This window comes from Bifidobacterium sp. UTCIF-38, assembly GCF_006454495.1.
GTDB classification, from domain to species: Bacteria; Actinomycetota; Actinomycetes; order Actinomycetales; family Bifidobacteriaceae; genus Bifidobacterium; species Bifidobacterium callitrichos.
Window position 1 is genome coordinate 1 of the sequence record NZ_JFAL01000031.1, and the last position, 20045, is coordinate 20045.

12 protein-coding genes and 1 pseudogene are annotated in these 20045 nt (G+C 55.4%); 7 read left to right on the forward strand and 6 right to left on the reverse strand.

Annotated elements, in window-relative coordinates; all coding sequences use genetic code 11:
- Positions 1-28 precede the first annotated feature (28 nt).
- The 3 genes and pseudogenes from BW11_RS10475 to BW11_RS10480 all read right to left on the reverse strand — a co-directional run bounded on the left by BW11_RS10475 (position 29) and on the right by BW11_RS10480 (position 3262).
- On the reverse strand, positions 29-871 hold the full coding sequence (locus BW11_RS10475; protein ID WP_258184671.1) for an HNH endonuclease family protein: 843 nt from the start codon (positions 869-871) through the stop codon (positions 29-31).
- Between the two features lie 3 nt (positions 872-874).
- Positions 875-1066: pseudogene (locus tag BW11_RS12090) on the reverse strand (hypothetical protein); the annotation flags it as partial.
- Positions 1067-1105: 39 nt separating this feature from the next.
- The gene (locus tag BW11_RS10480) at positions 1106-3262 is read right to left on the reverse strand and encodes a beta-galactosidase (protein ID WP_258184670.1); all 2157 of its coding nucleotides are present in this window, start codon (positions 3260-3262) and stop codon (positions 1106-1108) included.
- 191 nt (positions 3263-3453) lie between these two features.
- Between BW11_RS10480 and BW11_RS10485 the strand changes: the two genes are divergently transcribed.
- The 7 genes from BW11_RS10485 (at position 3454) to BW11_RS10515 (ending at position 13937) form a co-directional block, all read left to right on the forward strand.
- Complete coding sequence (locus tag BW11_RS10485; protein WP_140445706.1) at positions 3454-4500, forward strand: LacI family DNA-binding transcriptional regulator; 1047 nt, start codon at positions 3454-3456, stop codon at positions 4498-4500.
- A 208-nt stretch (positions 4501-4708) separates the two neighbouring features.
- The gene (locus tag BW11_RS10490; RefSeq protein WP_140445705.1) at positions 4709-5959 is read left to right on the forward strand and encodes an ABC transporter substrate-binding protein; all 1251 of its coding nucleotides are present in this window, start codon (positions 4709-4711) and stop codon (positions 5957-5959) included.
- 156 nt (positions 5960-6115) lie between these two features.
- Complete coding sequence (locus BW11_RS10495; protein ID WP_140445704.1) at positions 6116-7069, forward strand: carbohydrate ABC transporter permease; 954 nt, start codon at positions 6116-6118, stop codon at positions 7067-7069.
- Between the two features lie 41 nt (positions 7070-7110).
- Positions 7111-7944: a carbohydrate ABC transporter permease gene (locus BW11_RS10500; protein WP_181162605.1), complete on the forward strand. Its 834-nt coding sequence runs from the start codon at positions 7111-7113 to the stop codon at positions 7942-7944.
- Between the two features lie 597 nt (positions 7945-8541).
- Complete coding sequence (locus tag BW11_RS10505; protein ID WP_140445702.1) at positions 8542-11103, forward strand: DUF4268 domain-containing protein; 2562 nt, start codon at positions 8542-8544, stop codon at positions 11101-11103.
- A 17-nt stretch (positions 11104-11120) separates the two neighbouring features.
- Positions 11121-13310, forward strand: coding sequence for an AAA family ATPase (locus tag BW11_RS10510; RefSeq protein ID WP_140445701.1), 2190 nt, complete (start codon positions 11121-11123; stop codon positions 13308-13310).
- 246 nt (positions 13311-13556) lie between these two features.
- Positions 13557-13937, forward strand: a complete 381-nt coding sequence (locus tag BW11_RS10515; protein WP_140445700.1) for a sel1 repeat family protein — start codon at positions 13557-13559, stop codon at positions 13935-13937.
- A 144-nt stretch (positions 13938-14081) separates the two neighbouring features.
- Here BW11_RS10515 and BW11_RS10520 read toward each other — a convergent pair whose 3' ends face one another.
- The 3 genes from BW11_RS10520 to phoA all read right to left on the reverse strand — a co-directional run bounded on the left by BW11_RS10520 (position 14082) and on the right by phoA (position 20018).
- Positions 14082-15200 (reverse strand): hypothetical protein, encoded by a 1119-nt coding sequence (locus BW11_RS10520; protein WP_219846762.1) that lies wholly within the window; start codon positions 15198-15200, stop codon positions 14082-14084.
- Between the two features lie 379 nt (positions 15201-15579).
- Positions 15580-17475 (reverse strand): alpha/beta hydrolase fold domain-containing protein, encoded by a 1896-nt coding sequence (locus BW11_RS10525; protein WP_140445698.1) that lies wholly within the window; start codon positions 17473-17475, stop codon positions 15580-15582.
- 185 nt (positions 17476-17660) lie between these two features.
- Entirely contained in the window at positions 17661-20018 is a 2358-nt protein-coding gene (gene phoA, locus BW11_RS10530; protein WP_140445697.1) for an alkaline phosphatase, read from the reverse strand.
- Positions 20019-20045: the final 27 nt, after the last annotated feature.

Here is a 20045-nt window from a genome sequence, read left to right on the forward strand (position 1 = left end):
ACCCATTCATTAATCCCACGACATGACGTTACCGCCGCCAGCGAAGACGTCCGGCGTTGTCCCTCTTGCAGGTGTAGGTGACGCCGTTCTTCTTGCCGATGCCCTTTGCACCTTCGGGTGAGCAGAACGCACCGGGGGTGATGCCGTTCTGGACGTTGGGCTTCGGACTGGGGGCAAGATTCGGCGAGGGAGACGGCGAGGGCGAGGGGTTGGGCGACGGCGCCGGCGAGGGCGACGGCTTGGAGACCGGCGGAATCGCGGTGTCCGACTCTGCGGGCACGGTCTGCGCCGGGCAGGAGGCCAGCATCTGGCTCATCGCGGCACGCTCGGCGTTGGTCACGTTGAGCGAGTACTTCGCCTTGATACCGATCTGACGGGCCACGTAGTTACAGCGGTAACCCGTGTTCGCAGGCAGCCACTTGTCGGCCGCATAGTCGCGCTTGCCCTGATTGGCTTGATCGTCGACCGCGAGCAGCACGTACGGGTCGTTCGCGTACTTGATCCGCTGTTCGCTGGACCACGCGTTCGCGCCGGTCTTCCACGCGTTCGACAGGGCGACCACATGGTCGATCTGCACGCCGCCATCATTGTCATCATCCGAACCGCGCGTGAACGAGATGGTGCTGCCGGCGTACGGATCGTGCAGCACGCCCGAACCGATGCGGCAGGTGTCCAGCTTGGTGGGGTTGGTCAGGTCGCGGGAGAGGATATCGTCGCGAGTGCCGCACCCGTTACCGTCCACGTCGACCCATCCGTCGCCGAATGCCGTGCGGACGTAACCCGGCGCGAGCGTGTCATTGGTTTTCAGACCGGCCAGCGCATCCGCGGCCTTGGCTCTGTTAGCCGGATCGGATGCAGTGCCGCCAAGCACCTGATATTCCAGCGGATTGGTTGTCCACAGATGTTCACCATTGGCAGTGTTATATAAGCGGTATACGGGTATGTTCGACGAATCGCTCACATGCCACGCCACCCCTTCGTATTGCCACTGATGAACGGTCACCAAGGCGTCTCTTTCACTTGCGCTAGCCGTGTAATGGTGCTGTCCGTTGTATGGGTTGTACAGACGATATACAGCGAATGAAACTAGCGATGCCGGGGTGACTCACTGCAGGCGGCGAACCGCCACGATGACGCCATATGGCTCGAGTTCCAGATCCTCACCCAGTACAGTCCCGTCGAACAGCGACTTCGATCCTCGGACCGGGGCGTCCGCCCAAGTAACCGGAGTGTTCGCATGATTGAGTATGAAGACGAGCTCCTCGCCGCGATCGGGATAGTACCGAGACGTCACCTCCACCGATTCAGGAGAGGCGATAGTCGTGACTCCAGCTTGTTGGATCACGGATTCGACCACCTTGTCCGTACCGATCTCATCCAGCACGGCACCGGCGAAATACGCCGTACCAGCACCGAAATCGTTGACGGTCACGACCGGCGTACCACGGTAGAACGCATCTCCGCCGTATACGGCCAGCGCACGGGCTCCTCCATCAAGCTTGAGTATGCCGCCCGTCAGGGAGATCGCCGATTCAATAGCATGTCCCGTCTCGTCGCCCTCTAGCGCTCCGGATTCCACTCCCGCCGCAAACACCGCTCGTACATCACGTCCCACCTGATACATGTCCAGCTCCTCGACACGCATGCCGCATACGTCGCGGAATGCACCCGGATATCCGCCAAGAATGACGTTGTCATGCTCGTCATGCATGCCGGACATGATCGTGGTCAGGAACGTGCCGCCAGCCCGCACGAATTCCTCGATTCTCTCCGCCACCCCGGGCTTCACCATCACCATCGCGGGAACCACCAGCACCTTATAGCGCGCCAGTTCCCCCGGAGCGATGTCTTCGGACACCACATCCACCATGATGTTGCGCCTATGGAACGGCGCGTACCAGCGTCGTACCTGATCCGGATAGTCGAATCCTTCAGGCAGCAGGGAGATGTTCTCCGTCGACCAGTAGGAGTCCCAATCGAACATCAACGCCACCGGCGCATTGATCAGGCCTCCCATGAACGACCGTCCATACGCGCTCAGCTCACGGCCAAGCTCCCGTACCTCGTTGTAGACGCGTTCATCCTCGCGGCCGCCATGACTGATCACCGCGCCGTGATACTTCTCGAATCCGCCTCGGGACTGACGAAGCTGGAAATACTGGATGGTGTCGGCGCCATGAGCGATCGCCTGATAGCTCTCCGAACGCATTTTGCCAGGTTCGCGCAGAACATTGCATTCCTGCCAGTTGGTCTGATTGGGGGTTGATTCCATAAGCATGAACGGCTTGCCCTCACCGACTCCGCGCATCAGATCGTGCTTGAACGCATTGTCGGATACGGTGGTGTGCGGGAACGGGTAGTCGTCCCAGCTGATCACGTCCATCTCCTTACCCCAGCGGAAGTAGTCCGCTCCCTCGTAGGTGTCCATGAGATTGGTGGTGATGGGATGGATGGAGTCGAACTTGCGGATGGCGTCCCGCTCGTTGGTATAGGTGGCGAGGAGGGAATCCGACTGGAATCGGCGATAGTCGATATCGCATCCGGACAGCGTAGCCTTGCCTCCGGCGATCCCGTCGCTGATGGCGCTAGGCGGCAGGATCTGGTCGAAGTCAGTGTAGGTGTGACTCCAGAAATTCGCATTCCACGCGCGGTCTACGGCTTCGATCGTGCCATACCGCCGCCGGAGCCATGCGCGAAAAGCCTCAGCGCAGTTGTCGCAGTAGCAAGTACCTCCCAGTTCGTTGGAGACGTGCCATGCGATGAGATGGCCGTTCGAGCCGTAGCGTCTGGCCAAATTGCCCGCCAGCGATGCCGACAATCGCAGGAAATTTGGGGAGTTCGGGCATGCGTTGTGGCGCACTCCGAATAGGTGATGACGTCCCTCGTAATCGGTACGGGTGGTATCGGGATATTGCCGGGCGATCCATGCGGGAAGCGCACCTGTGGAGGTGGCGAGCACGAAACCGAAATCGTGTTCGATCAGCAGGTTGATGATGCGGTCGAGCATGGAGAAGTCGTAATGATGTTCATCAGGTTGAATCAGCGCCCATGAGAACACATTAATCGTGGCCTCGTTGATGCCGGCACGCTCAAGCTTGACGATATCCGATTCCCACTCGGATTCGTCCCATTGCTCAGGATTCCAGTCGCCGCCAAAGACGAAGCGATCGCCCGGAGCAGTGATTCGGACCGGGGAGGGGGATGGGAATGGGGATCGACGGTCGGACATGCTTGGAATAGCCACGATATGCTCCTTCGACATAGGTTCGGGGAGCCGGCTACCTCGCCGGTTCCCTCTAATGGATATTAGTCATTAAACCGATTTAACTGTCAGTTGCAGTATGCCATGCTAGACTCAGCTTGTCAAAACGGGCGTTTAACAAGAAAAACACGCCCGCTCCAGCTTCAGCCTAACGCAGCTACCGTAAACAACCAACGGGAAGGAGACCGGTGATGAAAGTGACCATGCGCGATGTCGCGAAGGCGGCCGGCGTCTCCCCCGCATCCGTATCGTTTGCACTGCGCGGGGATCCGAGAATCAAGCCCGAAACGGCACAGCGGATCAGGGATATCGCCAACCGCATGAACTATTCGGTCAACGCCACTGCCAAGAGCCTGCGGTCAGGGCGCACTGGCGTCATCGAGGCTGCGGTGTTTCAGCTGGATAGGCCTTTCTATTCGCAATTGCTTGCAGGTATCTCGAATGCCGCGCTGGAGCACGGAGTACAGGCCGTGGCCCAGCAGATCTCCACGGGCAAGATCGGCCACGAGAAGAGCATTCTCGAAAAGGTGGCCAATCAGTTCTGCGATGGCGTGATCTTAAGCGCCGGCGGCCTCAGCAACGCCGAGATCATGGAGCTCAGCAAGGGAAAGCCGGTGGTGCTGCTCGACGATCAGTCGTATCAGGGGCCGTTCGACTCCGTGTTCACTCCTTGCGAAGACGGCGCCGAAGCTGCCGTAACCCATCTGTTCGACATGGGATGCCAAAACATTGGTCTGGTTGGCGCGGAATTCCGCCCATTCGACCAAGCGCTGCGGTCCATGCGCGTCGTTGATCGTCGCCTGATCGGATGTCTGCGCGCGTTTGAACGTCATGGCCTCAAACTGGCCGAATCGGCGGTCGTTTCCTTGGATGACTGGGATACGGACGATGCATACAAGGCGGTTTCCAAAACAATCAGCGAGGGACGGTTCACATTCGACGGCCTGTTCTGCATGACCGACGCCGTGGCATTCGGAGTGCTACGCGCTCTGCGTGAGCACGGCATCCGAGTTCCCGATGATGTGGCGGTGATCGGGTTCGACGGCGTGCACGCGGGAGAATACGTGACCCCGTCACTCAGCACCATTGCGGTGAACATCGACGAGATCGCGCGTCAATCCGTAAGCATCCTGTGCCGACGCATCAATGAAGGCCGGCATGGCGCGCCTGCGATGCCGAAACACGTCACCGTCGGCTACGAGGTGGTCGTGCGTGAGTCTTCGGCACGAATTCGTTAAACACGTTTAACTCTTTTTACCCAAGTATCCGTCGAAAGACGGACACAAACTCCTCATATTCCAATCATTTCAAGCGATTTGACTCGTTTTACAGAACGTGCTATAAAAGTAATCGCATGAATCAAATCGGTTTAACGAATTGATCTTGCAGGAGACAGGGTGGTCGCCGACGCATCCACCCGCATGACACCAAACGAAGGAGATTGTGATGTCAAAGAAGACTTGGGCTGCAAGGGCGCTGGCTCTGACCTGTTCGGCGGCGATGCTGGTTCCGCTCGCGGCATGTGGCGGCGGCACGAACGACGCCGGCAAGATCACGCTCAGCTACCTGAGCTGGGACAACGAGCAGACGTCGAAGCCGTACATCGATGAGTTCGAGAAGGAGAACCCGGATATCAAGATCGATTTCAGCTACTCGCCGCCCACCAGTGAGTATCTGTCCACTCTGCAGACCCGTCTGGTCGGCAATCAGGCACCGGACGTGTTCATCATCACCTCCGAGAATCGTGACGATCTCATCGACAACGGCTATGCCAAGGACCTCACCGACGAGCCGTTCATGAAGAACATCTCGCAGGCCAACAAGGACTTCCTCGCCCGCGACGGCAAGGTCTACGGCATGTCCATCATCTCCTGGGCCTCGGGCGTCTCCTACAACAAGGACCTGCTCAAGCAGGTCGGATACGACGAACCTCCGGCGAACTGGGACGATTTCCTCACGCTGTGCAAGAAGCTCAAGGCAGCCGGCATCGAACCGCTGCTCGAACCGAACGCGGACGAACCGAGCCGCTTCATCGACGCCTTCCAAGGTTCCATTCTCACCAAGAAGAACATCGACCCGACCACGCTGATCAACGAGAACCCTCAGAAGCCCGGTACGGATGAGCTGGATGCCGTCAAGGCGTACGCGCGCCTATATGACGAGGGCGGAGTAACCCGCGACACGGTCGGCATCGGCGGTGATGATATGCGTACTCAGTTCACCACCGGACAGGTTGCGATGATCGTCGACGGCGCATGGGCGTTCTCCACCTACGAACAGTCCGGCATGAACTGGGGATTCGCTCCGATGCCGAAGCTCGGCGACGACTATGAGCAGTGGGTGCAGGGCTCTGCCTCACCGGGTTGGGCCATCTACTCCAAGCTCGATGGCGACAAGCTCAAGGCCGCCGAAAAGTTCCTGACCTTCATGTCCAGCAAGTGGGCACTCGATACGCACAACAAGGCTGGAGACGCGGTCACCGTCACCGATTATCAGGGCACGGTCATGGATCAGTACAAGCAGGTGTTCGAGCAGAACATCCAGACCGGCAAGTACTACCTGCACACCAACTACTACTCCAAGCCCGACGTGCTCAAGAGCGAGCTGAAGGCGCAGAACCAGCAGCTGGTTCAAGGCCAGATCACCCCTGCACAGTACGCCAAGAACCTCGACGAGAAGATGTCCTCGGCTCAGTAACCGTCAAGGATGGGCCGGCCCGGTAGCTCAACGCTGATGCCCATAAGACCGGCCCATTCTGCTTTCTTTTCTTTCTCTTTCTTTCCGGACAATAATCCGGGAATCTTCGATATCGACATGACTTCATATGGACTTGATTGGGCAAGGAGGATGTTCATGAGTGAGTCGATTGCGGTGGTGAAGAACCTGCCGCCGCTGGATGAACGGGCGTATCGCAAGCGTCGCAGGATGAAGGGTCTGCGTGACGATCTGACGTCGTTCTGGTTTTTGTTGCCGATTCTGGCTGTGTTCGTGGTGCTGTTCCTGGTGCCGTTGGTGCAGACGCTGATGTTCTCGTTCACTGATTTCAACGGCTACAGCATGGATATGAACTGGGTCGGTCTGGATAATTACAGGAAGGTGTTCTCCGACTCGTCGACCCTGCAGGGTCTCGGGTTCACGATCCTGTACGCGATCGTGGTGATGGTTGGTGTGACCGTGATCGCGATCCCGCTGGCCGTGGTGTTGAACCGCAAGTTCATCGGACGTAATTTCGTGCGCTCGCTGTTCTTCTTCTTCTCGGTGCCGTCGCTGGCGATCATGGGCATGGTATGGAAGTACATCTTCTCCCCGATGAAGACCGGCGTGGTCAACAGCGTGCTGTCGATCTTCGGCGTGGACCCGGTCCCGTGGCTGAGCAATTCGAAGCTCGCCCAGTTCTGCGTGATCTTCATCGCGATCTGGGCCCAGATCGGCTGGCACGCGACCCTGTACCTCGCGTTCCTGCAGGCGATCCCGGCGGACCTGTACGAGCAGGCCACCGTGGACGGCGCCAACAGGTTCCAGCAGTTCGTGCACATCACCCTGCCCCAATTGATGCCCGGCATCGTGACCTCCACGTTCCTGCTGATGAGCGGTGGCCTGAAGGTGTACGACCTGCCGTTCACGATGACCAAGGGCGGTCCGGGCTATTCGACGTACACGGTGACCCAGTCGATCATCCAGCAGGGCATCGGGCAGTCCCAGTACGGCATCGGATCCGCGCTGGCGGTGCTGTTCTTCATCGCCACGGGCGTGGTGGTGTTCCTGCAGATGGGCGTTTCGAACCTGATCTCGAGGAGGTTCCAGTGATGAGCAACGCAACCGACAAGACGACCGAGAAGTCGGGCGGCATGAACTTCACCACCCGCAGGCGCATCGGCTCGGCGGTCACCAGCGTGGTGATGATCGTGGTCGCGCTGGTCTGCGCGGTGCCGCTGTGGTACATCCTGATCAACACGTTCAAGACGATCCCCGACATGGCCGCCAACCCGCTGGGCCTGCCGAAGGAGTGGACGTTCGCGAACTACGCCAAGGCGTTCGAGACCGTGCCGATCGTGCGTTCCCTGGTCAACACGCTGATCGTCACGTTCTTCGGCGTGGCGATCCAGGTGATCGTGGGCGCCCTGGCCGCGTACGGCATGATCCTGCGCAAGTCGGTGTTCACGGCCGGCGTGGGCGCGATCCTGATGGTCGCGTTCGTGGTGCCGGCCCAGTCCACGCTGATCCCCTTGTACCGCATGGAGGCGCAGGCCGGTCTGGTCAACACGCTCGCCGGTCTGGTGATCATCTACCTGGGCGGCGCGGTGTTCTGCTACTTCCTGACCGTGGGCTACATGCGTTCCCTGCCGTTCGAGCTGATCGAGGCGGCGCGCATCGACGGCGCGGGTCCGCTGCGCATCTTCTGGAACATCGTGATGCCGCTGATCCGCCCGATCCTGACGACCGTGGTCGTGTTCCAGACGATGGGTACGTGGAACGACTTCATGAACGCGAACGTGTTCCTGTCCTCCTCGGACCTGAGGACGATCGTGCTGCAGGTGTACAACGCGGTGGGCCAGTTCTCGACCGATTGGCCGAGCTTCATGACCATCACCGTGCTCGCCCTGCTGCCCGTGCTCATCTTCTTCGTGTTCTGCCAGAAATGGATCGTCTCCGGCCTCGTCGCCGGATCAGTCAAAGGCTGACGGAAGAGATTCTCCCCCTATCAAGCGCCGGAAGTTCGTTCACACCCATCGCCTTGGGAATTCCGCAAAAGCGATCTGGATGCAATGAACTTCCGGCGCTTGATGGCGTTCTCTGACACGTACAGAAACGCGTCGCAGAGGTCAGGTCATCACAGACCAGAGACCGATCCAATCAGCTTGAGTACAGCCTCGATAATGCTTACGATACGCCACACCTCGATGACATTGACACGCTGATCACAGCTTTTACCAGCGCGGCGACCATGCTTGTTGGCGGTATGACGACCAGTCCGACGGTTACTCATAGCATTCCTCCTTGTTCGGATGGACCGGCAGATGCCTGCCGGGTTTGCAAGAAGGAGATGCGTCAGTCATGGAGATCGCACCCCGTCGACTACGGCGTGGGGACCGCCAACGACTTGGCCGCACATACCGACACCCCCGGAATAGTCCATAAGCGAGACTCCGCGAACTAACAAGATTCTGATCACGGACAATTACCGCCATTCTTTGAATCAGGAAGACGCGCTTCAGTAAGCCACACTCTATGATTGGTTAAGAGCAGACTGCGTTTTAACTTCAACGAGAGAGGCACACATGAACGCCGAAGCCATACAGTTGACAAAATTGATCACAGGTACGGGGATGAGGTTCGTCATACCGGTGTATCAACGGCCATATTCATGGGAGGAGGAGCAGTGTGCCCAGTTGTGGGAGGATGTTCTTACCGTTGGACGCGCCGCCGAACAAGACCCTGATCATGCTCACAAGCACTTCATTGGTTCCATTGTATGGATCCAAGACGGTGTCATGCGCGCATCAGGTATCACGCCGGCGCTGATCATCGACGGGCAACAGCGTGTTACCACGCTTACACTGATGCTTGTCGCGCTCGCCGAGTATGCCCATAGACACAGCGACGACGAAAATCTTGATTTTTCCTATGAGGAGATCATAGACGACAGCTACTTAGTAAATAAGCACAAGAAAGGCGATGATCATTACCGCCTCACGCTTTCGCAAGGCGATCGAGGCATACTCAGGTCCATCATCGATCACTTAGAGGGAAGGAACGATAGTATCGACGATGAGGACCACCGGCTGATCGGTAACCTCAATTGGTTCCGTGAGCGGCTGGCAAACATCAGTGACCCCAATGCGGTCTGGCACGGCCTTCAGTGCTTGTGGGTAGTTTCCATATCACTCACTCAAGGACAGGACGATCCACAACTCATTTTCGAGTCGATGAACTCCACCGGTAAGGATCTTTCAACCGCCGATCTCGTGCGCAACTACGTGCTCATGGGACAACGGCAGGATGAGCAGGCCGACCTCTATGAACATCACTGGCGCAAAATCGAGGAAGCCTTGGGGGTCGATTCCTACGATCGAATCTTCGACGATTTCCTGCACGACTGGCTGTCCATGCTGTTTGCCCCCTCCAAATTGGTATCGGGTGACGTCTATCGCGTGTTCAAGCAGTATGCTGAAGGCAACGGGTATGCCGAGCCGGATTGCATGAAGAAACTGCTGGATTCGATCCGCCGTTACGCCGGATACTATTCGCGTATCGCTGGCGGCACAGAGTCCGACCCGGGACTCAGAAAAGCATTCAACGAGATAGCCGACCTCAAAGTCAGTGTGGCAAATCCACTCATCATGATGATGTATGAGGACTATCGGCAAAAACTATTCAGTCATGATGATTTTACATCCATGCTTCGGACGTTGATAAGCTACGTGTTCCGCAGAATGACGTGCGAAATGGCATCGAACGGCTTGAACACCTTTTTCCCCACTGTTATCAAGCGTCTCAATGATCTGCGTGAATCCGCTGTTCCTAGCGAATTCAATTATCGCGAGGCGTTCGAGGCCACGCTGTTGGGTGAATCCGGCAGGTTGCGCATGCCATCCGACGAGGAGTTCCGCACAGCGCTGACTGAGCGTGACTGCTATTACCGGTTCCGCGCCAGATACCTGCTGTCTTCCTTGGAGAATTTCCACCACCCGAAGGACCCGATCGATTTTGGCACTGGTGTCTATACCATTGAGCACATCATGCCGCAGAACGCACTGGCTCACACCGAGTGGTGCGACATGCTCGACAATCCTTCTGAAGAGGAATTCAACGCGCATGTAAGCCGACTTGGTAACCTGACATTGACCGCATACAACTCGGAACTCAAGGACGCTACCTTTGAGCAGAAAAAGAAGCGCGCCATCGGTGGTTACAACAACGACTATCTTACCATTTCGGCCGAACTCCGCCGCATCGATCGTTGGGACTTCAACACTATCGCACAACGCGGTGAACGACTTGCCAAGGACGCGCTCGCGATCTGGCCAAGACCATTTCTGCCTGCGGATATCATCGCTAGGTATCGGAACGAAACTACCCAAGTGAAGTCGCTGAGAACGAAGAAGGTTACCCTGTCTACGCTTTGCAGAGCCGGACTGCTCAATCCCGGGGACGAGCTGACCAGCCAGTCTTCGAAGTATCCCGCAAAGGCGATCATCACGAGCAAGTTCACGATTCGTCTAGATAGCGACGGGTCCGACAACGATACGTCCGCCAGCCCATCTGATGCTGCAGTGCGTGTGCTCAAGAGAGCCGGCTCGCCACGCACCACAGCGAACGGATGGACTTTTTGGATACACGAAAACAAAACACTCGCTGACATCCGAAACGAATACTTGGATTCAGATGCATCAGAGGAACAGAGCAGCGATTTCCGCGCTGATTTCTGGGATGGATTCTTCAACCACTGTTCCGAACGCGATGATTTCGCAGAAATCTACGGAGATCAGTCAGACCGCTCACGCAACACCGGTAACTGGGCTTCGTTTGGTGTAGGACAGATCAAGTATCACCCGGAAGCACTCCTGAGCAGACGGCATGGCACTGTAGGCGTCAAGCTGTATTTCAAAAATGCACAGGATATATACAACAAACTACTGATTCATCGTGAAAAAGTTGAAGCGATGATGGACCCATTAGACGGAGTCATAACGTGGGACGACGCCGACAATGACAAGAAGAGTCGACAAGTAACGGTCACCCGCAAAGCCGACTTTGACGCAGAGCATCGTGATGAACTATACAGTTGGATGGAAGACGCTCTACTAGTGATGCAAAAGCTAGTGGCATTCGTTGAATAATAAATAAAGGACAAATCATGCATATCGATCATTTTGCAAACGTAACAAATAAATCATTTAAAAACTATACCAGTAATGAACAACTTGAATCTGTAAACATATTATTCGGCCCTAATGGAAGCGGGAAGTCATCTCTAGCAGGATGGATATATCAGAATTACAACGAACAAACATGTCTGTTCAATACAGAATATGTCCAAAATAATATACAAGCAGTAGATGAAATATCTGGAGTAGCAATTCAAATTGGCAAACAAATTCAACATGAAGATGAGATATCTAAAAAAGAAGAAGAAATAAATAGAATTAAGTTGCAACTCGAAATAGCAAATAAAGCAATTGCGAACGATAGGAATTTACTATATACAAAACTAGACAAGGTACTTCAAGAAGGTAAAAGAAGATTCCAGACAAATAGGATAAAACAAAAACCCTTTGCAGATTCGAAGCCTGAATCAGCCTATGAAATGTGGCAAAAAGACATAAGCGATAAAATGCTATCCTCTAACGATACGGACATCAGGGAATTGGCACATGAAAAGAAAGACAACGACACCATAATACAACACTTAAAATTAGTAAGCTGTGAAGAAGACCGATCTTTAATAGAAGGGCTTCCTCTTTTATTGGAACGTCAAATACCAATACCCGATAAAGAAATATCAGACGATATAGTTTGCTGGCTCCGAGATGGCCTACAATTACACGATAGCTCCAAAGAAGAGGAAGCATGCCTATTTTGCGGCAATAAGTTTAACACAATTATAGTATTCAAAGAAATCCAATTGAGAATTGACAGCGAGCATGCAGATATGCTTACAAGGCTCTCAAAAATCAAAAAGACTTTATATGACATCAAAGAAAAAATCGACTCAGTCCAAATTTCAAATAATAAATTAAAGGAACTATTTAATAATCAATATAGTTACATACTATCAAAAATTGAAGAGAAGGAAAAGCACGCCAATAATTATATTGAGGCAAATGACGATATTGTAATAATTCTTGAAAATATAAATACATTAATATTGAAAGAGAGGCAAGAACGAAGCAAAAGAATAGAGGAAATAGATAAAATATTTAATCTTCGCGAATCTGAAGCAAAAAGTTGGATTGGAAAAGAGCTGTCGAAAGATGATAGTGTCCTACAGTTGCTAAGTTCTATTAATTCTCAAAAAACCAATATTAAAGCACTGACATCGCGCTGCGCTGAAGAAAAAACAGCTCTCGAACATTTAAAGAGTGAAAAGAACACAACTGCCGCATTCGCCAAATTAGCTAATGATTCGCTTGCTTCTCTAGGTGCAACATTTCACCTTGAACCATCTGATCAGAAAGATCAATATGATGTAATATCTGAAGATGGAAACATAATTAAGGCCGCCGATCTAAGTGAAGGCGAGATGCGACTACTTGCCTTCTTGCATTATTATTATTCTTTATTTGAGTCAATTAGCAATGGCAAGCCAGTTTTCCGATCTGAGCTAAAAGTTATAGTTATCGATGATCCAATTACGAGCCTAGACGCCGATAATCGCTTTATTCTCACCGAGGTTTTAATCGGCCTTATAGACCAGGTATGCAAAGACAACGATGTTCAATTATTTATTTTCACTCACTCATCTTTGGATTTCCATAACTTAATCTACCGATATCGATCTTCAAAGAATATCTGCATGCTTCTTGTTACAAAAAGTGTTTCTGGGGACAGTGAGGTAGATAAATTAAATCCAGATGAGATTAATAATTATAGCGATTATTATCGATCAACTCTTAAAGAATTATTTAACTTCATTGAGGTGCCATCTGGTAAGGTAAATTCTGTTCCTTGTGCCATTCAATATGCAAATAAGATGCGTTTTATAATTGAATCACACGCTCGAACTCATTATCAAATCGAAAATGTAACTGCCAATAAAAAACAGATTGCTTATATCGAAAATATATATGGAATCACTAGAGACACCGCGAAACAAGCATTCTCTAGTAGTCTTGATGTAATTAATGCTTTATCTCACGGATTATCGTTTACCGACGAGTTGGTAAACGAAATATCACCTCGAGCCATACAACGTGCTGTACGTTGCATCATCTGTATTCTCTATAATAAAGATCCAGATCATATTTTATGCATGTATGGCCAATCCGGTCAAAGCAATTTTAAACAGAAGCTTCAGCAATGGAGTTCTTATATCTTAGGCATGTAAAGTCGGAGTTTTTGTCACTCTATGTGGAGAGTAGCTATGCCCCAGCGTCTTCGCCGAGACTTCATTGCGTGTGTGCGTGAGAGGAACGTTATCCTGTACGGTTTCAGACAAGAAATTGCAATGTAAGCTCATGGTTTTTCCTGGTGATGTGAGAGGCATCGGTGCCGCCGCCTGTATGTTCCCGGGTTGCGAGTCGATTCGATCCGGCCGGTTGCCGCCGGCCGGCGCTCCGGGAAGGAAAGGATCATGGCGATACCGATGCCCATTCAACAAGATATCAGGAGACTCGACCGGCAGGGGTTGTCCCGCGCGGAGATAGCGTTGCGGCTGCATGTCGATCGGGGGACGGTCGCGAAATACGCGGATATTGTGTGTTCGATTGGGAGCGGGTCATCAGTCGGCCGATTGGGTGACAGAAACTGGCAGTTTTTCCTTGGCCATCTCTATGAGCACGGGTATGGCGCGACAAAGCGAAGGCTTATAGAGTGGTATGAAAGGGCCGCAGATCAAGGTGAGGACCGGGTGCAGAAGAGGCTAATGCAATTGCTTGGTAGCGTTGTATCCTTCGCAAGCTTCCCGTCCGGCGATCAACATCATCTCCGGCACCGTCATCAACAGCACCATTGACCAGAGCAACAGCATGATGCGTTGAATTGAACCTCTTTCTTCCTAGCGGAACGAATCCAAGGTCTCTTCGACTCACATTTGTCTCAGAAAACTGTAAGTGGCTGTCGTCCCGTCCCCCGAAACAAAAGGCAACCGGTGCCTCTGTCATTCCATAGGCGCAAACCAGACCTTGCCGTTGGCGTCGCAGGTTTGGAAGTATGTGCCTTGCTCGGACTCCTCGATCGGCTGCCCTGCAGAGTTGTAGCGCGCAGGCTTCCACTGACCAAGGTTGTGAGTGACTCCATTGATGGTCACAGCGTTTTTGCCCCATGTGGACGAACCGCCATGATCGTTGTGGATCTCGTAATACGTGGATCCCTTTGGCGTGTGCAGTGCATGCAACTGATTACGTCCGGCGACATCGATGCTCGCCTGGCATTCGGCGGCCGTGTAACAGTCGCCCGCCAGCGTGTACCCCTCGGCAGTCCGAACGGAGGCGGATTGACCGGATCGCCGCTTCGACAACGATGAGGATTCACCGGCAGGGTTCCGATCACCCGCTGCGGAAGCGGCAGCCGCATTAGACGCAGCATCGTATGTGGCGATCGCTTCGGTCAACGATCTCATATCATTCGTCAGGGCAGTAGTCGCCTGCTGCATCGCCGCCGGATCGTGACGGTCGACAGCACCTGCAGCATTCACTTCCTTGGACAGCGCGTCGAGCGCATTCTTCACCTGTGCATCGCCGGTTCGCCAGTTGGGAGCATCGATCGCTGCTTGAGCAGCAGACAAAGCAGAATCGAGCGCTTTACAAGCGTCAGCCGTCTGCTTAAGGTCGCGATACTGCCCGAGATCATTCACAATCTGCACGATCGCTTGCGCGGTACCGTTCTGGTCGCGCGATTCCCGGTCAAGCGCCGCAACCGTCCGGGATATCCCCTCATTACCATCAGCCGATGGGTTACTCAAGCTCCCAGCATCCCTGTTCTCGAGCGCGTCAGCCTTGGCGAGTTGGGATTGCAGAGAGCTGACCATGATGGCCATGCTCACAGGAAGTTCTTCCGTCGAGTAGGAGACGGATGCCGCATACCCCGTAGCGTGTGCCAATGTTGCCCGTGAATCCTGAGCTTCAACAAGCGCGCGATCATACTGTTGCCGCAGCGACTGCCCCTCGTACGCCTGCGCAGCGACGGGAACCGCGCATACAGCGATCGCAGCCAGCGCCGAAGTAACGATCACAACGGGCTTTGCGCGTCCTCTGCCATATTGCAGAGACAGTGACATAGGCGTCGGAGAAACCTGCCAGCCGAAGCCGGCTGAAGCGCGCGCCGCATGACGACCTCGCACGGAGAGAGCCCCGCTTCCCCTCGCCTTGCTGGAATGCCTCCCATGATATCCGATCATAGTCTTCTTCCCTCTCCGAGCACCCGCCGTACACCCCCACGACGGAACAAGACTTCAATCCTTATAACTCCTAGTGTACCCGGACGGCCCCATCAGCTAAACCTGCCTGTCACGTATAAGCAACAAGAACTGGACCACGATCTACAGTCATCACATACGTGGCCAGAACCAAGATGCGCATCACATAACGACAATTATGTGATGCGCATCTTGGTTCTGGCCACACTCTTCTACCAGTTATCAGTCATCTTCACTGGCATTAGCGCGATACTGAGAGCTGATCAACAGCATAAGCATGAAATGCAATACCTTCATCACGCCAACCGTGTGCAATCAACCCTCGCTTTTCCGTGTCATTGCTGACCAGCATGTGGCGGTTCGTGCGTACATCATACAGACGATGAATGGAGATTCCGCCAGTAGTAATAGTGCGGTACACTGATTCCTCCACCCATCCATTGCGCCTCAGCACATTAATCTCATCCGTATTCCCTGTATAGATGTAGTCATCAGTACTCGTATTATGCATACGACTGATGGTCACGGTTGAAGGCTGAGCAGCAGAGACACCCGTCTTGTCTGCGGAGATCCCGTTCGACGAAGAAGTCCCCAAGGAAATAGCATCCTTGTTCGAGGCCTCGCCCGAATCCTGAGTCGGTCCAGATTCCGCATCAGGCAGCACTCGGAATACGATTCCCTCTTTAAGCCAGCCGGTCCAATCCTGACCGAGCACCGTGGTCTCATTGGCCTGTGCAGAGAATAGATGCGTGCGATGAGTGGACTGATAGAAACGGTATACGGGAACCGTTTCAATAGTGTGCGTACTGTCTCCCTGTTGCGACTGTGGGAACACCTTTGAGAGGAAATCGAGGTAGCGCTGCTGAGCCGTGACGTTCTCGCAGAACACATCGGTAAAGCCATGCGGCCCATACTCCGGATACCACGTAGACACGTTCTTGGCGCCAGCCTGCTCAAGAGCCTGTTCCATCATCACCGTCTGACGGTAGGACACGGTCCTATCATTCTGTCCGTGGACCAGCAACATCGGGGCTGCCTTGGCGCTCACGTATGTCAGAGGACTCGCCTCCTTGGCCTGCGCTTCGGTGTACTGCTTCCCCTCCGTCACTCCGAACAGCAGATTCTTCGCATATACGGCAGTGGAGACGTCATCTCCCGAGAGCTTGCCCCAGTCGTCGACATCTGAGATGCCGAAGCCGCTGATGACCGCCTGAACATCGCTGGATACGGCTGCCTTGTTGCCATCCTGAGTGTTGACGAACTGGCGACTCCCGTTGGTCACGCCCATCATCATCGCCAGATGCGCGCCAGCGGATTCTCCGAATACGGCGATACGATCCGGATCGATGCCGTATTCCGTAGCGTGCTCACGCAGGAAGCGCACGGCGGAGTTGCAGTCATTGATCTGAGCCGGCCAAGGGGATTCCGCGGCAAGTCGATAGTTGATGGATGCGACGACATAGCCGCTCTGCAGCAGTGTATTCACCAGCGGCATGCGTTCGGAAAGGAACGACTTATCGCCGTGGATCCATGCGCCGCCGTGGATGAAGACGACAACCGGCTGCCCCTTGCTGCCTGCTGCCGTCGAGGTATCCGCCGCATTGTAGACATCCAGTTTCTGTGTCTGTTCCGCGCTCCACGGAGCCATATAGGGAACGTCCGCGTGAGTAACGATGTTCCCATTGACTACCGTGGTGCCGGTCGACGGAGTGACCGGTGCCGCGTCAGATTTATCGGAATCTGCATTCCCATCCGAAGTCGTCGAATCACTATTATCGTCGCTTGTGCCGGCGCTGGCTTCAGTACCTGTGTTCGTAGCACCTGTCGTGCTATCGACAGAGTTTCCATCATTGGCACCGGCTTTCTTGTCTGATTCCGAGTTCAGCTCATTAGTGGATGGAACATCCTCGGCACCCGTCGCAGCAGACTTGTCTTCCTCGGCCTCGGTACTCGATTCCTGATCATTCGAGGCAGCTCCGATGTTGCGGTCGGTCTCCCGAAGAGACACAGCAGCGCTTTCCGGCACCACGGAATCAGCCAGTGCCCGCACCGGCATTACGGCAGTAGCAAACATTGCCATCACGGCCAGTACCGCACATACGACATGCGTCATTCGAGAGGATGCACTTCCACCCATATAGCCATCACCTACAGTCTCGGCTCTCAACAAATACTTGAGCCACTATAGTCGGTGGACGTACATCGCATTATTCGGATGCTCTCATACAACCAATAAAGGAAGGTGGGTGCCGGGGAACTCGCCTCCGGCACCCACCTGTCTGACTAATTTATCCAATTATCGCCTCAGACAGCGGCTGATAGTCACTCGGCAGGATCATATGCCTTGAAGGCAACACTCTCACCAGTCCAGCCGTTGTTCTGCAGAACCTTGTACTCATTCTCGTCGGACGTGTAGAGGAAGTTGCCATCCTTGCGCAGACGGTATACAGACAGGGTACCGTCAGCCGGCAGAGCAAAGGCAACATCTTCACCAGTCCAGCCATGGCTCTGCTGGAACTTGTACTCATTCTCATCAGCCGTGTACAGGAACACCGTGCCCTTGCGCAGACGGTAGACCTTGGTCGCATCCTTCGTGTCGGTCGGAACACCATCGAAGACAGCGCCCTCACCAATCCAGCCGTTGGCCTGCAGAACCTTGTACTCGTTTTCGTCGGCAGTGAGCAGACGCTGGCTGCCCTTGTGCAGACGGTAGACCGGAACCTTACCCTCAGTCGGCTGCTCCGGCTGACCCGGGGTAGGCGTCTCGCCGCCCTCGCCGAGGGTCACGGTCACGGTCTTGCCGGACTGGCGGCCGGTGACGGTGAGCTTGTAGCCTTCCTTCGCGTTCTTCAGCGCGATCTCGGTGGTGCCGGCGGTCTGGACGCGCACGCCGGAGAGCGGAGTGCTGGAGGCGGACTGGTCGACGACCTTGCCGGAGGCGTCGGTCAGCTGGTAGGCGAGAACCGCGTCACCGTTGAAACCGGTGGCCTTGGCGGTGTAGGCACCGTCCTTGCCCTCGACGCTCACCTGAGCGCCGTCGGACAGCTTCTTCTGGGCGTCGGTGCTGGTGGCGAGGCCGAGCGCGTTGCCGATGGTGTAGAAGTTGTCGGTCTGGTCGGTCAGGCCGTCGACGCGGGAGGCGTTCGGGCCGGAGGCGGCGATGCGTAGCTGAGTGCCGGTGTGGCTCATGTTGCCCTGAGCGTCGCTCGGATCGGCCTTGCCTTCGACGTCGTTGGAGGTGTCCTTGCCGTTGCCGTAGAGGTCGTCCTCGGAGGTGCCGTAGGAGATGACGGTCTTGGAACCGTCACGGTTCTTGAGCACGGTGCTGAGGGCGTAGATCGGCTGGGACTCGACGATCTGGGAGGTGTGGGCGTGGTCGGCGGTGACGATGACGAGTGTGTTGCTCAGGTCGACCTTGGCGAGGGCCGCGGAGATGGCCTTGTCGAGGTCGTCGGTCTCACCGATCTGGCCGCAGGCGTTGGCGTTGTGGTCCTGCTTGTCGATCGAGGCACCCTCGACCTGCAGGAAGTAGCCGTTCTTCTGGCCGTTCGGGTTCTTCTGCAGCAGGTCGATCGACTTGCTGGTGAAGTCGGCGAGGGACGCGCCCTGGTTGCCGAGCCACTTCTGGTTGACGGTGCAGACGGTCGGGTTCTCGTCCTTCTTCGGGTCCTGCTTGGTGGCGACGGACGGGTTGAACTCGGTCGGCAGGTTGCCGTCGCCGAGCAGGGCGAGGACCGGCTTGGTCTGGTCGGCGGAGGAGAGGTTCTTGAAGCCGTTCACGTCACCGGACTTGACGGTCTGGAAGCCACGGGCCGCGGCCTGATCCCACAGGGTCTTGCCGTCGAGGCCGAACTGGTTGAAGTACTTGGCGCCACCGCCGATGGTCACGTCGGCGCGGGTGTCGAGCAGCTGCTCGGAGATGGAACCGATGCCGCCGTTGGCCTTGAGCTGGTCGGCGAGGCAACGCTTGGCGGCTTCAGCGGCACCGTCGGAGGCGTCGATCTTGCCATCCTTGTTGGTGTCGGTCTTGCCGTCCCACTTACCCTGCGGGCCGTAGCAGGCGCGCTCGGAGGAGTGGGATTCGAGGACGGCCGGGGTGGCGTCCTGGATCTCGGCGGTGGTCACGTTGCCCGTGGCCTTGCCGGCGGCCTTGGCGAGCTCGATGAGGTTGAGCTGCGGGTTGCCCTTGACGTCGATGTCGACGGCGTTGTTGTAGGTCTTGGTGCCGGTGGCCCAGCCGGAGCCGGACGCGGAGGAGTCGGTGACCGGGGTCAGGACGCCCGCGGTCTTGGAGCCGGCGAGCGTACCGTCGGACTTCTTGGCCAGCAGGCCATCGTTGGAGCTGTTGCCCAGCGAGAAGGTGGTGTACTGGCCGACACCGGTCTCGACACCCTGCGTGGGCTGGCCGAGGCGGTCGATGCCCTCGAACTTGCCGTTGAGGCCGTGCAGGTAGTTGCGGGCGACGGTGATCTCGGAATCACCCATGCCGTCGCCGATGAACAGGATCACGTTCTTAGCGTTCTTCGAGCCGACGGCGGCGATGCGCTGCGCACCGCCGTGGACGGACAGAGCCGCGACGTCCTTACCTTCCGCGGCAGTCGCCGTGCCCGCGACACCCGCGAGCGTGGCCACCGCGGCGAAGGCGGCCACTGCCGCCTTCAGACCATTGTGCTTCCCCATGATTGGTCCTTTCGTACCTCTGATTTC

Bases quoted from the DNA above. Each gene is read 5' to 3' on its own strand.
- BW11_RS10480 (WP_258184670.1), bottom strand. From the start codon at position 3,262: ATGTCGAAGGAGCATATCGTGGCTATTCCAAGCATGTCCGACCGTCGA.
- BW11_RS10505 (WP_140445702.1), top strand. From the start codon at position 8,542: ATGAACGCCGAAGCCATACAGTTGACAAAATTGATCACAGGTACGGGG.
- BW11_RS10500 (WP_181162605.1), top strand. From the start codon at position 7,111: ATGAACTTCACCACCCGCAGGCGCATCGGCTCGGCGGTCACCAGCGTG.
- BW11_RS10510 (WP_140445701.1), top strand. From the start codon at position 11,121: ATGCATATCGATCATTTTGCAAACGTAACAAATAAATCATTTAAAAAC.
- BW11_RS10495 (WP_140445704.1), top strand. From the start codon at position 6,116: ATGAGTGAGTCGATTGCGGTGGTGAAGAACCTGCCGCCGCTGGATGAA.
- BW11_RS10485 (WP_140445706.1), top strand. From the start codon at position 3,454: ATGAAAGTGACCATGCGCGATGTCGCGAAGGCGGCCGGCGTCTCCCCC.
- phoA (WP_140445697.1), bottom strand. From the start codon at position 20,018: ATGGGGAAGCACAATGGTCTGAAGGCGGCAGTGGCCGCCTTCGCCGCG.
- BW11_RS10515 (WP_140445700.1), top strand. From the start codon at position 13,557: ATGGCGATACCGATGCCCATTCAACAAGATATCAGGAGACTCGACCGG.
- BW11_RS10520 (WP_219846762.1), bottom strand. From the start codon at position 15,200: ATGTCACTGTCTCTGCAATATGGCAGAGGACGCGCAAAGCCCGTTGTG.
- BW11_RS10490 (WP_140445705.1), top strand. From the start codon at position 4,709: ATGTCAAAGAAGACTTGGGCTGCAAGGGCGCTGGCTCTGACCTGTTCG.
- BW11_RS10525 (WP_140445698.1), bottom strand. From the start codon at position 17,475: ATGGGTGGAAGTGCATCCTCTCGAATGACGCATGTCGTATGTGCGGTA.